The sequence below is a fragment of the Gemmata algarum genome (assembly GCF_034097035.1).
Taxonomy (GTDB): domain Bacteria; phylum Planctomycetota; class Planctomycetia; order Gemmatales; family Gemmataceae; genus Gemmata; species Gemmata algarum.
Genome location: NZ_JAXBLV010000202.1, coordinates 38,496 through 53,137 on the forward strand (window position 1 = coordinate 38,496; position 14,642 = coordinate 53,137).

Sequence of the window (14,642 nt, forward strand, 5' to 3'; positions counted from 1 at the left end):
GTTAATGGCCTCGTCTCGCCTTCCGCCGTGGGCTTACGCCGCGGTCGTGGTCGTGTGCGGTCTCGGCACGTTCGCCCTCGTGGGACATTTTCTCGGCCTGTTCCGGTCCCCCGCGCCGGTCGCCCGGGCGCCGGGACCGGACCGCCTGCGCCTGCCCTCGCCCATCGACCCGAACGGCCTGCCGCCGCACCGCGCGGCGAAGTACGCCGCCGCCCGCGCCGCGCTCGTGCCGGCGTTCGAGGCCGCGTTCGACGGCCCGGCCCGGATCCACGACACCGTGCTGTGGGCCGTCGAGGACTACGCCCTGTTCCTGGCCCACCCGCACCCGCCGGACGCGCTCGTGGCTCACTGCCGCGAGGCCCTCCGGCGGGCGGTCGTTGACGGGTCGAAGGACCCGTTCGTGACGTTCGCCGAGTGGCGCGTCGGCGCGGAGGCGGGGGCGGACACGCCCGGCGAGGCGGGCTTCCGGTTCGCCGAGGCGCTCGGCCGGACGAAGTACCCGGCGGCCTACCGCCTGGAGGCGCACCTCGACGCGGTGGACCGCAGCGCGGACCTGCTGGAGCGGTCCCCGGCCGAACGGGTGGCGGCGGCCGCCCAGGTGCGTGACGCGCTGTGGGCGGCGTTCGCCGAGGCCGCGCGCGACCCGAGCCCGGCCGCCGAGGCGCTGCTGCTCGCGACGGCCCGCGAGCTGGTCGGGCGCGACGCCCCCGTGTGCGGCACGCCGGAGGAGAACCACACGCGCGCCGCGGCGGCCCTGACCGCAGCGGGTGCCCGCGAGCACGTCCGCCTCGCACTCGACGGCTTCCACGCCGCGCGGGCGGGGCGCGCGGGCACCGGCCCTGCGGCGCGGGCCGCACTCGAACGTGCCCGCGCCGCGTTCCAGCGGGCGTGGGAACTGGAGCCCGCGTGCCCGGCCGCCCCGACCGAGCTGATCGCCGTGACGGCCGGGCTCGGCCTGGGCGCCGACGAGGCCCGGCGGTGGTTCGCCCGCGCCGTTGAGGCGGACCCCGACAACCCGCGGGCCTGGGCCGCGCTGGCGGACGCCGTCGGCCCGGACCGCGGCGGCACCGTTCCGGACGCGCTGGCCGTGGCGCGGTCGTGCCGCGAGCGCGGCGCCTGGGACGCGGGCGTCCCGGCCGCCGCGGCCGTCACGTTCGAGATCGCCCGCCGGCACCGCCCGAACTTCCTCACCACGGCGGACGGGTGGGCCGAGGTGCAAACGTTCTTCGACGCCTGGCTCGCGGCCCGGCCCGCCGACTGGCACGCCCGCACCTTGTACGCGCGGCTCGCGACCGACGCCGAGCGGTACGAGATCGCGGTCCCGCTGTTCGAAGCGCTCAAAAACCGTCCCCGGCCCGGGGTGTTCGCTGGGCCGGACGAGTTCGCCGCGGCGGCCGCACAGGCCTACCGCGGGGTCGAGAAGACCTTCGGGGGGGCGGCGCCCCCGTCGCCCTACCCGGGTTACTCAAAGCTCGGCGAGCCGGAGCGCCGGACGGCCGCGCGCGCGGCCCGACGGGAGTGGTTCGCGCGGACGTACCGCGACTCGTTCGGCGCCGCGTACCCCGCCGACGGCCCGGGGCGCGCCGAGGGGCTTGCAGCGCTGAACGCGGTGGCCGACGCCGAGGCGCCCGGCTTCCTGTCCGGGGGTGTCGCGGACGCCGCCTGGGGGGCGCTCGAACGCGCTGTCGCGGCCGGGTGTGACGACCCGCTCGTTGCCACCCTTCACGCCCGGTTCGGGGCCGCGACCGGGCTCGGCACCGGGGGCGGCGACAAACTCCGGAAGGCCGCGGCGCGGCTCGCGGCGAGTCGCTACCCGGTCGCGGTGCGGCTCCCGGCAGCGCTGGACATCACGGACCCCACGGCCGGCGGCAGTGCGGACCGGCTCGCGGACCTGTGGCCGCTGTTCACCAGCGCCGCGGCGGACTCGGAACCGGTCGCCCGGCAAGAACTGCTCCGCGCCGCTGACCGGCTTCTCGTCGCGCTCCCCGCGGGCCGGTCGGCGGACGGCGAGCGGTTGAGCGCCGCACTCGCGGCCGGGGGCGACGCATACGGCTCGCTGGTCGTGTCCGCGGCGGTGCTCATCACCGCCGGGTGGGGAGAAGCGGCCGGCCCGCGGCGCGCCGATGCGCCGCGGCTGCGGGACGCGAGAGCCTTACTGGAACGGGCGTGGCGGCTGGCCCCGGAGCGGCCCGAAGCGCCGACCCGGATGCTCGCGGTCGCCACCGGGCTGCGGGAGCCGCGGTCCGTTACGGAGCGGTGGTTCATGCGGGCCGGGGCCGCGAACCCCGACAACTACGAGGCGCTGCGGTGGCTCGTCCGGTACCGGGTGTCGGCGGGGGACGGGGACGAGGGCGGGTGGGAGCGGCTCGCACTGCGGCTGATCGCGCACAGCATCGGCCGCTGGGAGGGGGGATTCGGGCTCCTCGCGTTCGAGATAGATTTGAACGTCCTGGAGACGCGCCACCGCGGCCTGCTCAACAACCCCCGGTTCTGGTCGCAGATGGAGGAGGTGCTCCAAACATGGACCCAGGCGGACCCGGCGTGCCGGTACGCGAAGACGGTGTACGCCCAGATGGCCGCGCGGGCCGGCCAGCACGTGCTCGCGAACCGGCTGTTCCGGCAACTGGCGGGGCGGCCGTGGCCGGGCGTGTTCACGTCGCCGGAAGCGTACCGCGAGGCGGCGGAGCGCAGCCGGCGCGCGGCCGGCGGCGTGCAGTTCGATTGACGGCCCGCCGGGGCCGCGTCCGCCCGCGCCGGGCGGGCGCGGCGGCCCGGTGGGTGGAACCGCTTCTGGCTTCAACCGCGGCGGCGCCCGGCCCCGCGGATCACCCACATCTCTGGCGGTCGTTCGATCGCGTTAGCACCGCCTTCTTCTCACGAACGGTTCGTCGGCAACGCTCGCGCCGCCGGGGCGCCCGCGCGGCGCGATTGATCGAACTCCCGACGGACGGGCGCGGGCTCCTGACCGCGGGGCGCGGTACCCCGTTTGCACCGCTCTCGCGCACCACAACGTGAGGAGAAACGGGATGCCCGACCGCAACCGGCCGACCCACCCGCGCCCGCAGCTACGCCGCAACTGGACCTCTCTCGACGGCATATGGGAGTTCGCCCGCGACCCGGGCGCCCGGTGGGCGGCCCCCGCGGAGGTCGCCTGGGACCGCACGATCCGGGTGCCGTTCGCCCCGGAAACGGAAGCCAGCGGCGTTGTCGAGTCGGGCTTTTACAAGCGGTGCTGGTACCGGCTCCGCCTGCCGCCCGCCGAACTCGGGCCGCACGAGCGGCTGCACGTGCATTTCGGCGCGGTCGATTACGAGTCCGTGGTGTGGGCCAACGGCGCCCGGGTCGCGGCCCACCGGGGCGGGTACACCCCGTTCCACGCGGACCTGACGGACGCCGCGGCGGGGGGCGGCCCGGTCGAGCTGGTGGTCCGCGCCGACGACGACCCGCACGACCTGGCGAAGCCGCGCGGCAAGCAGGACTGGCAGCTCCACCCGCACTCCATCTGGTACCCGCGGGCCACCGGCATCTGGCAGCCGGTGTGGCTCGAGCGGGTGCCGGCGGTGCGGATCGGCCGGGTGCGCTGGACCCCGACGCTGGAGCGGTGGGAGATCGGGCTGGAGGCGTTCGTCCACGCCGACGGCGGCCCGCCCCCGGACGGGCTGCGGCTGCGGGCCGTCCTCACCGCCGGCCCGGTGCTCCTGGCCGACGACACCTACCGCGTGGTCGCGGGGGAGGTGCACCGCCGCATCGCGCTGTCCGACCCGGGCATCGACGACTACCGCAACGAGCTGCTGTGGAGCCCGGAGCGCCCGACGCTCATCAACGCGCACCTCCAGCTGCTCGCGCCGGACGGCGCCGTAGTCGATGAGGCGTGGAGCTACACCGCGCTGCGGTCGATCGCCGTGCAGGGGGACCGGTTCGTGCTGAACGGCCGCCCGCTCGCGCTCCGGCTGGTTCTCGACCAGGGGTACTGGCCCGGGACGGGCCAGACCGCGCCCGACGACAGCGCCCTCCGCCGCGACGTGGAGCTCACCAAGGCGATGGGGTTCAACGGGGTGCGGAAGCACCAGAAGATCGAGGACCCGCGGTACCTGTACTGGGCCGACGCGCTCGGGCTGCTGGTGTGGGAGGAGATGCCCAGCGCGTACCGGTTCAACACCGAGTCCGTGGAGCGGCTGACGGCCGAGTGGGCCGCGGTGATCGAGCGCGACCGCTCGCACCCGTGCGTGATCGCGTGGGTGCCGTTCAACGAGTCCTGGGGCGTCCCGGACCTGCCCGACAGCCCGGCCCAGCGGAACTACGTCCGCGCCCTGTACTTCCTCACCAAGACGCTCGACCCGACGCGCCCGGTGGTGGGCAACGACGGGTGGGAGAGCGTGGCCACCGACGTCATCGGGATCCACGACTACGACGATCAGCTCGAGCGCATCGCGGCCCGGTACGGCGCCGCCGACGACCTGTCCCGCCTGTTCCGGCGGGAGCGCCCCGGGGGCCGGATGCTGGTGCTCGGGGACGCCGGCGCCCAGCACCCGGACCACCCGGTGGTGCTCACCGAGTTCGGCGGGATCGCGTACTCGCCTGACGTCGGCGCCTGGGGCTACAGCCGGGTCGGCTCGACGCAGGCGCTCGCCGACCGGTACTCGCGGCTGCTGGCGGTGGTGCGCGCGCTGCCGGTGCTGTCCGGGTTCTGCTACACGCAGTTCGCGGACACGTACCAGGAGGCGAACGGGCTGTTGTTCGCGGACCGCACCCCCAAGTTCCCGCTCGCCGACATCGCCCGGGCCACGCGCGGCCCGACGACGGCCCAGGAGCACGAACAGGAGCAGGGGTGGCGCGACGAACTCATGCACCGGCAGCGGGCAGGCCGCCGCGAAGGGGTGTGAAGGCCGCCGCCGGCCGCGCGGGCGGCGCCCGGCGGGCAGCGCGGGCAACCGCTGACACAACGCGGTGGACCGATTGCGTGGCCTCCTGACGCCCTGTCGGGAGCTTCGCCGGACCCGCCCGTCTGGTGCGTCAGTTGCTCACCCCGGGACGCCGCCACACGCCCGCTCCCGAGGCCAGATATGTCCAAGCCCCCTGCGCTCGTCGTGTTCTCGCACCTCCGCTGGGATTTCGTCTTCCAGCGCCCGCAGCACCTGATGACCCGTCTGGCCCGCACGCGCCCGGTGTTCTTCGTCGAGGAGCCGACCCAAACGGACGGGCCGCCGCGGTGGGAGCTGCGCGAGGGGCCGCCGGGCCTGACCGTGTGCCGGCCGCACACCGCCGCCCGGCACGCCGGGTTCAACGACGCCCAGTACCCCGAGCTGCGCCCGCTCGTGCGCGAGCTGGTCGCGCGCGCCGGCGGGGCGTACGACCTGTGGTTCTACACCCCGATGGCGCTGCCGCTGGCCGACGGGCTGGCCCCGCGGGTCACGGTGTACGACTGCATGGACGAGCTGTCGGCGTTCCAGTTCGCCCCGCCGCAACTGCTGGAGCTGGAGCGCCGGCTGCTGGAGCGGGCGGACGTGGTGTTCACCGGCGGCCCGAGCCTGTACCGGGCGAAGAAGGACCGCCACGCCAACTGCCACTGCTTCCCGTCGAGCGTGGACGCGGCCCACTTCGGCACCGCGGCCGGCCCGCTGCCGGAACCGGCCGAGCAGGCGGCCCTGCCGCGCCCGCGGCTCGGGTTCTTCGGCGTGATCGACGAGCGGTTCGACCGCGCGCTGCTCGCCGCCGCCGCCGCCGCCCGGCCCGACTGGCAGTTCGTGATGGTCGGGCCGGTGGTCAAGATCGACCCGGCGGACCTGCCCCGCCGCCCCAACGTCCACTTCCTGGGCCAGCGGCCGTACACGGACCTGCCCGCGTTCCTGGCGGGCTGGGACGTGGCGCTGCTCCCGTTCGCGCGGAACGAGTCCACCCGGTACATCAGCCCGACCAAGACAGTCGAGTACATGGCGGCCGGCAAGCCGATCGTGTCCACGCCCATCGCCGACGTGGCCGAGCCGTACGGCGCGATGGTGGGGCTGGCGAGCACGCCCGAAGAGTTTGTGGTCGCGTGCGAGCGGGCGCTGGCCGAAACTCCCGACGCGAGGGGCCGGCGGTTGGAGCAATATAAGTCTGTGCTCGCGAAAACGTCGTGGGACGCGACCGCGACCCTCATGGCCGACCGCATCGAGGCGTGCGCGGAGCGGGCCGCGGCCCGCACCGGGGGCGCGACCCCCGGCCGCCCACCGGCGGCCCCGGTGGTCGTCATCGGGGCCGGGCCGACCGGGCTGAGCGCCGCGTACCACCTGGGCGGGGACGCGCTGCTGCTCGAGGCCAACGACGCGGTCGGCGGGTGGTGCCGGTCGCTGGTGGACAACGGGTTCACGTTCGACTGGGCCGGCCACATCATGTTCTCGAACGACCCGTACGTCCACGAGATGTACGGGCTGTTGTTGGGGGACAACGTCCACTGGCAGGACCGCGAGGCGTGGGTCTACAGCAAGGGCGTGTATACCCGGTACCCGTTCCAGGGGGCGCTGTACGGCCTCCCGGCGGATGTCATCACGGAGTGCATTCTGGGCGCGATCGAAGCCCGCTTCGGGAGCGCGACCCAGAAGCCGGAGCCCCCCAAGCCGCTGCCGGCCGCCAACGGGCACGGCGCGAACGGCAACGGGAAGCACGCGAAGAGCGGCACGTGCGGGCTGACCCCGACGGCCGACCCGAAGGACGCGGGCGTGTCCGACTGCTGCGCGGACGGGGTCGCCGAGAGCACGGTGCCGCTGGCCCCGCGGGCCGGGAGTGGTACGGGGGGCGAACCGACCGAGCCGCGGAACTTCGAGGAGTTCATCTACAAGGTGTGGGGCGCCGGGATCGCGAAGCACTTCGCGATCCCGTACAACCGGAAGATCTGGGCGGTCCCCTTGGACACGATGGAGACGAGCTGGCTGGGCGGGCGGGTGCCGATGCCGGACCTGCGCGAGATGATCGAGGGCGCGCTGCTGCCCAAGCCCAAGCCGATGGGGCCGAACGCCCGGTTCGGGTACCCGCTCCGGGGCGGCTTCCAGGCCCTCATGGACGGGTTCTTGCCCCGGCTGCGGGGCGAGCTGCGGCTGAACACCCGGGTGCGCGCCGTGTCCCCGTTGCGGCGGGTGGTGACCACGACCGCGGGCGAGGAGATCGGGTACGAGCGGCTCGTCAGCACGATGCCGCTGCCGGTGCTGATCCGGGCGATGGGGGGCGAGGCGCCCGAGCGGGTGCGGCGGGCCGCGGAGGCCCTGCGGTTCACCTCGGTGCGGTGCGTGAACCTCGGGGTGGGCCGCGCGAGCGTGACCGAGAAGCACTGGATCTACTACCCCGAGGACACGGTGTTCCACCGCATCTTCGTGCAGGGGAACGCGAGCCCGCACTGCAACCCGCCGGGCGGGTTCGGGCTCACCTGCGAGATCACCTACGGGCCGCTCAAGCCGCTCCCGTGCGACGGCGAGGAACTGATCCGGCGGTGCATCGCCGACTGCGTCAAGGTCGGCATCATCGACGCCGCGGACCTGATCTGGGCCGCGAACCAGGTGGACATGCCGCACGCCTACGTGGTGTACGACCACGCCCGGCCGGCGAACGTGCGGCTGATCCGCGAGTGGCTGGCGGGGCACGGGATCCAGTTGGCCGGGCGGTACAGCGAGTGGGAGTACTACAACTCGGACCACGCGTTCCTGGCCGGCAAGAAGGCCGCGGACGAGGCCCGCGCCGCCCTCGGCTCGTCGGCCCTGGCGCCGGCCTGACGGCCCGGATGTGTCAACATGTTCGCCCCCAACACCGCGGCACGGAGGCCGTTACTAACGACGAACGACGGAGACGGTTCGATGGTACGCAACCAGCTTCCCGCGGCCGGGCACGACGGCGCGAGTGAGACGATGGGGATGTTCCTCGCGGCGGTGCCCGCCGCCCAGCGGGGGCGGGTGCGGGCCCTGCTCACCGACCCGCACTGCGGGGGCCGCGGCCTCCGCGCCCTCCTGGCGCGCCTCGACGCCGACCGGGGGGCGCTGCCGGACGCGCTGCCGAGCGAGCTGGTCGAGGTGTACCTGCGGGACGACGAGGCCGAGCCGCTGCACGACTGCGAGCGGTGCGGGCTGCCGGTGCCGGTCCGCGCCGGGCGCCGGTGCGGGCACGAGGCCAGCGTGGACCGCGAGTACTTCCCCACCTGCCCGCAGTGCGGCGGCCGAACCGGGCGGCACGCCTTCTGGTCCCGCCGGCCGCAGTGACCGCAGGCGGCCGAGGGCCGGGTTCCATTCCTCCAGAGGGCGGAGCGATGGGGGGGGCGACCGACCGCGACCGGCCCGAGGTGTGGGCCGGGGTCGAGTGTACGGTGAACCGCGTCGGCGACCGGTACCACGACCAGCTCGCCCGCGGCGGGCACGAGCACCGGCCCGGCGACATCGAGCGCCTAGCCGGTTTGGGGGTGACGGCCGTGCGGTACCCGGTGCTCTGGGAGCGGCACGCGGCCGACCCGGGGGAGTGGGACCGTACCGACGACCGGCTCGACCGGCTGCGCCGCGCGGGCGTGCGGCCGATCCTCGGGCTGGTCCATCACGGGAGCGGCCCGCCGCACACGTCGCTCACCGATCCGGCCTTCGCCGACGGCCTGGCCGCGTTCGCCGCGCGGGTCGCCGCGCGGTACCCGTGGGCGGACGCGTACACGCCGGTGAACGAGCCCCTCACCACGGCCCGGTTCGCCGGGCTGTACGGGCACTGGTACCCGCACGGCCGCGACGACGCCACGTTCGTCCGGTGCCTGCTCACCCAGTGCCGGGCGGTCGTGCTCGCGATGCGGGCGGTGCGGGCGGTCAACCCGGCCGCCCGCCTGATCCAGACCGAAGACCTGGGCAAGACCCACGCGCCGCCCGCGCTGGCGTACCAGGCCCACTTCGAGAACGCGCGGCGGTGGCTCTCGTGGGACCTGCTGTGCGGCCGGGTGGGCGAGCGGCACCCGCTCGCGGCCTACTTGCGCTGGTCCGGTGCCCCGGCCGCCGAGGTGGACTGGTTCCACCGCAACCCGTGCCCCCCCGACGTGCTCGGGGCGAACTACTACGTCACCAGCGAGCGGTACCTCGACCCGCGTTTGGAACGCTACCCGCCGGCCGCGCGGGGCGGGAACGGCCGGCACGTGTACGTGGACACGGAAGCCGTGCGCATCCTCCCGGGCGGGACCGCGGGGGCGGGCGGCGTGCTTGCCGAGGCATGGGAGCGGTACCGGCGCCCGGTCGCGGTGACCGAGGCGCACCTGGGCTGCACCCGCGAGGAGCAGGTGCGCTGGCTCGCGGACGTGTGGCGGGCCGCGTGCGCCGCGCGGGCGGACGGGGCCGACGTGCAGGCCGTCACCGCGTGGTCGGTGTTCGGGGCGCACGGCTGGGACTCGCTCGTCACCGAGGAGCGCGGGAGCTACGAGCCGGGCGCGTTCGACGCCCGGGCCGACCCGCCGCGCCCGACCGCGGTCGCCGCACTGGTCAAGCAACTGGCGGGCGGCGCCGAACCGGTACACCCGGTGCTCGACAGCCCGGGGTGGTGGCGGCGGTCCGACCGGTTGCTGTTCCCCGACCGCCCGGCAACATCCGACGGCCCGGCCGTCACGCCAGCCCGGCCGATCCTCCTCACGGGCGGGGCCGGGCCGCTCGGCTCGGCGTTCCTCCGGGCCTGCGCGTGCCGCGGGCTCGCGGTCGTCGCCCCGGTCCGTGACGAGTGCGACATCACGGACCCGGCCTCCGTCGGCGCGGCGCTGGCCCGGCTGCGGCCGTGGGCGGTGGTGAACGCGGCCGGGTACGGGAAGGTGGACGCGGCCGAGGCCGAGGCCGAGCGGTGCCGCCGACACAACACCGACGGGCCGGCCGGGCTGGCCGCCGCGTGCGCCGGCCACGGGTTGCCGCTCGTCACCTTCTCGACCGATCTGGTGTTCGACGGCCGGTCCACGCGGCCCTATTGCGAGGGGGCGGCCCCGGAGCCGCTGAGCGTGTACGGCGCCGCCAAGGCCGAGGCGGAGCGCCGGGTGCTGACCTCTCACCCGGGCGCCCTGGTCATCCGCACCGGCCCGCTGTTCGGCCCGTGGGACGGGCGCAACTTCGTTGCGCAGGCGCTCCGGGCGCTTCGGACGGGCGTGCCGTTCCCCGCGGCCGATGATCTGGTCACCACGCCCGCCTACCTGCCCGATCTGGTGTCCGAGGCCCTGAACCTGTTGATCGACGGCGAGTGCGGGCTGTGGCACTTGGCCCCGCCGGATTCGATGAGCTGGGCGGGGCTCGCCCGGGCCGCGGCGCACCGGGCGGGCCTGGAATACACGGGCGTGATCGGGCGGCCGGCTCACTCGTTCCGGTGGCCCGCGCCCCGCCCCCCGTACAGCGCGCTCGGTACCGAACGCGGGGTGCTGCTGCCCCCACTCGCCGACAGCCTTACCCGGTTCGCCCGCGCCTTCGATGTCGTACTCGCGCCGTGACCGTCACCGGCGACAGCGCGGATGCATGTGCCAGGTGGTAGCGTCGCCTTTCTTGATGAGCCGCGACTGCCCGAGAGGGGGCACGAACGCGCGCATTGGCCGCGGGCTCATCAAGAAAAGCGACACCGCAGGCGGGTTCATGTATGAGAGGTGATTGCCGCAGTTGAACAGGTGATGGGGTTGAGAGTGCCGGTCAAGGAAAAGGCGCGCGGTGCGGGCACCCCGCCCGGCCTCGGCATCAGTACCTGTGCTCCTTTCGCGCCATCCAAGCGATCACTGCCGAGGCCCGAGAAGCCGTCCGCAGAGCCCCTGCCCGCCACACGTGCCCTATCAGGACACAACTTCACCCGGAACACGCTTCCGGGTGGGTGGCTCACCGAGCGGCCCGGACACAGCTACTGCCGGACGCACTGCGGTCCGAAAGCGATTCCCGGATTCGGGCGAGCAGGCCGGTTAGCGCGCATGGGTCCGCGGGCTTGACCAAGTGCAGGTCCAGCCCCGCATCGGCGGACGCAATTCGGTCCCCTTCGGTGCCCCGGCCGGTCACCGCGATCATCACCGGCTGACGGCCCGCCCGCGCCCGGATCTGCCGGGCCACGTCCCACCCGTCCATGTCCGGCAGCCCGAGGTCCACGAGCACCACATCGGGCACGTCGCGAGCAACCTCGCTCAGGGCCGCCTCGCCGCAGGCCGCGACCCGGGGCGCGTGCCCGCACAGGGTCAGCAGCTCTGCCGTGGACTGAGCCACGTCCTCTCGGTCCTCGATGAGCAGGACAGACAGCCCGTCCGCAGGTCGGTTCGTCACGGCGTGCTCCGCACAACGATGAGCTGGCCCCAACCGTCCGCCGGGGACCGTGCTATGTGATGGATCAGGGTCATCGTAGCCCGGATTCAGCGGACCCCAAGAATTCCCGGTAAGGTTTTGCTTCAATCCTGTCGCGCGTCCGAGTTCGTCCGGACGTCCGGCCCCGGGGGCTCGGACGGCGGGGCTGGAGCGGTGCGGCCGGCCGGGCACCACGTGACATCGTGGCGTCGGGTGCGGCCGGGAAACGGCGTGCGCGTGTTGGGGAGCGGAGCGCAAATAGCACGGGCCGGGGGCAACAGCGCCCCCGGCCGTGGCCCGAGCAACCCGGAAAACTGCTCGGGCGATATAAGCGGCGGGATACATGCGAACGGTCCGCGGGTGTGTCAGGACAATTCGCGAACGCCACAAGCGACGGCTCTCCATGCGCGATTTCGCACGGGGCCGTTTGCTCAGAAATTCAGGAAGAGCCGATTCGACACTAATCTTCACAACAGCAGATGAGTTGATCTAATATGCGAGCGTGTAGAGCGTCAGGATTTCGCACGGGCTACCGTGAGCGCCGCTCATGAGCCCGCGTGGCCGCTCCACTTCCTCCACGGGACGAAACACGCAGCAGTCAGCTCCCCTCGCGGTGGGCGAAACTCCTGACACGTCACGTTACCTTCTCCTGTCGCGCGGTGAGCCCGTTCTGAGAATAATTCAGGTTTTTATATCGCTGGTGTTCTTCGTAATGATTCCACTCGCACCCGAAGCGTTCGACCTCCTCATGGAGGTCCCGCCGCTGGCTCCCGTGCCGCTGCCGCAGCCTTTTCGCTGGCGGTGCTTGGTGTGTCGTCGCGAGGCGCGCTTCGGCTCCGAACACCTGGTCCGGTTCGCGTGTGACGGCTGGCCCGTGTGTTGTGGGGAGGTCGTGGTCGTGCGCAGGGACCGCCCGCTCGGCCTTGCGGAATGCGAGTGAATACGGATCAACCGGTCGATGTCCCGGTGCCGGGTTCCAGTGCGAACCGGCGATGCAAACACTTGTCACGGCCCCGGCCCGAGAGCGTGTCGGGGCCGGGCGTCGGCTGTAAGCGACCGAGCCCCGAGCAAAGGGGGATCAGTCCCCACTTGCCGTTAGTGCGCCGACCACCGCACCGGCACCGACCGCCAGCAGCACCGCGGCCGGCGGGAATACCGGGGGCGGCACGTAGCGCACGCCCCGGACATCTGCGACCGCCGGGCGCCGCACGTACCGCCCGTCAACGGGCACCGCGCGCCGATCGAAGTCGCGTGCGAGCCGGTCCAGTTGCTCACGCAGCACGCGCCCCCGCATCGGCACGCCGTGGCCGGTCGCGGCGACTTCCGGCCGCAGCGAGGCGAGGGTCCGTACCGACGCGCCGGCGGCCTCCCAATCGGTCGTGAAGTACGCGGGCGGGCCGTGAACCACCTCCGGCTTGAGCAGGGCCGCGAGCAGCGACTCCTGTTTGGTGGTGACGAAGGCGTCGCCGGCAACCAGCGTCCGGTCTTCGGCACAGAACAGCGACACGTGCCCTGGCGTGTGCCCCGGGGTGTGGACCCACTGCCAGTCGGGCAGGTGCGGCACCGCCCCGTTGTCGGGCAGGGCGCGGACCCGCGAACTCAGATCGATCCCGCGTCGGGAGTACAGCGGCGACACGAGCGCCATCGCCCCGCCGCCCACCGCGGGGTCCGGGGGCGGGTAATCGGACCGGCCGGTGAGGTACGGCAGCTCCAGCGGGTGCGCGTACACCGGCGCGTCCCAGAGCTCCGCGAGGGCTTCTACCGAGCCGACGTGGTCGAAGTGCCCGTGCGTGAGCACGATCGCGGCCGGCCGGGAGCGCGGGCCGAAGGCCGCGGCGGCGGCCGTCACGATCGCGGCCCGCGAGATCGAAAGCCCGGCGTCGACCAGCACCCACCCGCGGTCGGCGGCGAGTGGCGGGCCGATCAGGTACGCGTTCACGATCGACAGCGGCACGCGGAACACGTCTGCCGCGGGTTGCATTCCTGAGCCTGTGGCCATTTCACGGACCTATGGTGTAAGGTGGGGCAGGGCCGGAGCCGAAGCAGGGGAGCGGCCCCAGAACCGGAGCGGCTCGTGCCAGTCGCTGCATACGTAACCCGGCGTGCGCTTCGATTATTCGCGCGAGTTGTTTATTGATTGGCTATTCATCTGTGGGCCGTACCGGCTGTGAAACCGGTTCGCGGTCGAACCCGTCAGCGAGCCGTCCAAGAGGGCGGGTCGCTACAGGGGAACGAGTCGTCGGAGGCTTCCTCGACGACATCTTCAATGAGTGTGCCGGCCGGGTGCCGTTCCTCCTTGGCGGCCTGTGCAACGTGGTCATAAATGCCGGTGCTCACGCCGGCCCCGTAGCGCGCCAGATGGGCGGCGCGCCGGCCCGCCCCGGCCGCGTCCCGCCACCGGCCGAGGCCGTACCACACCAGCCCCGCACCCGCAATCATGAGCCCCGCGGCGCCCGGGCGCCGCGAACAGGCCCCGGTCACGGCCAGTATCGCCCCGGCCGCCACAGCCAGCGGTCCCTTCTCACGATCTGTCATGGTTGCTCCCGTTGAACAGTAACGACCCGGTTCCACATAACGGGCTTCCGTAGCAACCCCGGAGCCAAGACGGCGACCGGCGCGCTTCAACGAGTGCTTTGTTCGAGTTGTGGGGAAACTCCCGGCACACGAGCCCAACGCAGACGGTCTACGGTCGTGGGCGTCCGCACGAGTGCCGCGCCGGTCAGTCGGTTAAGAACCGTGACAGGATAATCGCGTGGAGGTCGTGATGGGCAATCCAAGGGCAACGCGGCGTTACGCGCGTGAAGTGAGCACGAGCGCGTCAGAGAAGTTGGCGAACTTGGCTCCGGCGTGCGGACAGGCGCCACACTTGCACCGCCAGCGCGAGGCGTCGATTCGTGCGCCCATCGTACCGGAGCGTTTAAACATGACAGCCACGACTCAGCCCCTGCCGGCGCGGGCGGTCAAAACACACCTCCCCGCCGGAGCGGGTAGCTCGAAGCCTCGCCCCTTGGCGACCGCTCTCGGCCTGTTCAGCCTGGGGCTCGGGCTGGCCGAGGCCCTGGCCCCCGGCACGATGGCCCGGGCGACCGGTGTCCGCTCCCCGGGCCTGCTGCGCGCGTACGGGCTGCGCGAAATGCTGAGCGGCTTGGGCATCCTGACCAACGAGCGCCCGGCGTTCTGGCTGTGGAGCCGGGTGGGCGGGGACGTGATCGACCTCGCCACCCTCGCGGCCGCGTATGCCGACGCCAGACCTGCCGACCGCACCAAGATTCTCACCGCGACCGCCGCGGTGCTCGGCGTCACCGCGCTCGACGCGCTCTGTGCCGCCGAGCACTCCTGCACACACAGTTAGTGCCGGTTCTCGTCCATGAACTC

At 73.2% G+C, this 14,642-nt stretch carries 10 protein-coding genes; 7 read left to right on the forward strand and 3 right to left on the reverse strand.

All coding sequences use genetic code 11. The features are described from left to right. Positions 1-4: 4 nt before the first annotated feature. From R5W23_RS22680 to R5W23_RS22700, 5 genes are all read left to right on the forward strand, one after another. Complete coding sequence (locus R5W23_RS22680; RefSeq protein ID WP_320688264.1) at positions 5-2,725, forward strand: hypothetical protein; 2,721 nt, start codon at positions 5-7, stop codon at positions 2,723-2,725. 301 nt (positions 2,726-3,026) lie between these two features. Beyond that, a complete protein-coding gene (locus tag R5W23_RS22685; RefSeq protein ID WP_320688265.1) occupies positions 3,027-4,883 on the forward strand; it encodes a glycoside hydrolase family 2 protein in 1,857 nt (618 codons plus the stop codon). A gap of 180 nt (positions 4,884-5,063) precedes the next feature. Next, positions 5,064-7,742, forward strand: a complete 2,679-nt coding sequence (locus tag R5W23_RS22690) for an FAD-dependent oxidoreductase (protein ID WP_320688266.1) — start codon at positions 5,064-5,066, stop codon at positions 7,740-7,742. An 81-nt stretch (positions 7,743-7,823) separates the two neighbouring features. Further along, positions 7,824-8,222, forward strand: a complete 399-nt coding sequence (locus R5W23_RS22695) for a hypothetical protein (RefSeq protein ID WP_320688267.1) — start codon at positions 7,824-7,826, stop codon at positions 8,220-8,222. 47 nt (positions 8,223-8,269) lie between these two features. Next, positions 8,270-10,444 carry a sugar nucleotide-binding protein gene (locus tag R5W23_RS22700; protein WP_320688268.1) on the forward strand — a complete coding sequence of 725 codons (2,175 nt, stop codon included), beginning with the start codon at positions 8,270-8,272 and terminating at the stop codon, positions 10,442-10,444. Between the two features lie 373 nt (positions 10,445-10,817). On the opposite strand, the gene R5W23_RS22705 is transcribed toward R5W23_RS22700, so the two are convergent. Continuing rightward, positions 10,818-11,249: a response regulator gene (locus R5W23_RS22705; RefSeq protein ID WP_320688269.1), complete on the reverse strand. Its 432-nt coding sequence runs from the start codon at positions 11,247-11,249 to the stop codon at positions 10,818-10,820. A 730-nt stretch (positions 11,250-11,979) separates the two neighbouring features. Here R5W23_RS22705 and R5W23_RS22710 point away from each other — a divergent pair. After that, the gene (locus tag R5W23_RS22710; protein WP_320688270.1) at positions 11,980-12,207 is read left to right on the forward strand and encodes a hypothetical protein; all 228 of its coding nucleotides are present in this window, start codon (positions 11,980-11,982) and stop codon (positions 12,205-12,207) included. Positions 12,208-12,345: 138 nt separating this feature from the next. On the opposite strand, the gene R5W23_RS22715 is transcribed toward R5W23_RS22710, so the two are convergent. Together R5W23_RS22715 and R5W23_RS22720 are read right to left on the reverse strand one after the other, a co-directional pair. Beyond that, a complete protein-coding gene (locus tag R5W23_RS22715; protein WP_320688271.1) occupies positions 12,346-13,248 on the reverse strand; it encodes an MBL fold metallo-hydrolase in 903 nt (300 codons plus the stop codon). Between the two features lie 212 nt (positions 13,249-13,460). After that, complete coding sequence (locus tag R5W23_RS22720) at positions 13,461-13,802, reverse strand: hypothetical protein (protein WP_320688272.1); 342 nt, start codon at positions 13,800-13,802, stop codon at positions 13,461-13,463. Between the two features lie 388 nt (positions 13,803-14,190). Here R5W23_RS22720 and R5W23_RS22725 point away from each other — a divergent pair, with 388 nt between their 5' ends. Further along, on the forward strand, positions 14,191-14,619 hold the full coding sequence (locus tag R5W23_RS22725) for a hypothetical protein (protein ID WP_320688273.1): 429 nt from the start codon (positions 14,191-14,193) through the stop codon (positions 14,617-14,619). The last annotated feature ends 23 nt before the right edge of the window (positions 14,620-14,642 follow it).

Excerpts from the sequence above, each read along its gene's own strand:
- R5W23_RS22680 (WP_320688264.1), top strand. The coding sequence starts at position 5 with ATGGCCTCGTCTCGCCTTCCGCCGTGGGCTTACGCCGCGGTCGTGGTC.
- R5W23_RS22685 (WP_320688265.1), top strand. The coding sequence starts at position 3,027 with ATGCCCGACCGCAACCGGCCGACCCACCCGCGCCCGCAGCTACGCCGC.
- R5W23_RS22690 (WP_320688266.1), top strand. The coding sequence starts at position 5,064 with ATGTCCAAGCCCCCTGCGCTCGTCGTGTTCTCGCACCTCCGCTGGGAT.
- R5W23_RS22695 (WP_320688267.1), top strand. The coding sequence starts at position 7,824 with ATGGTACGCAACCAGCTTCCCGCGGCCGGGCACGACGGCGCGAGTGAG.
- R5W23_RS22700 (WP_320688268.1), top strand. The coding sequence starts at position 8,270 with ATGGGGGGGGCGACCGACCGCGACCGGCCCGAGGTGTGGGCCGGGGTC.
- R5W23_RS22710 (WP_320688270.1), top strand. The coding sequence starts at position 11,980 with ATGATTCCACTCGCACCCGAAGCGTTCGACCTCCTCATGGAGGTCCCG.
- R5W23_RS22715 (WP_320688271.1), bottom strand. The coding sequence starts at position 13,248 with ATGCAACCCGCGGCAGACGTGTTCCGCGTGCCGCTGTCGATCGTGAAC.
- R5W23_RS22720 (WP_320688272.1), bottom strand. The coding sequence starts at position 13,802 with ATGACAGATCGTGAGAAGGGACCGCTGGCTGTGGCGGCCGGGGCGATA.
- R5W23_RS22725 (WP_320688273.1), top strand. The coding sequence starts at position 14,191 with ATGACAGCCACGACTCAGCCCCTGCCGGCGCGGGCGGTCAAAACACAC.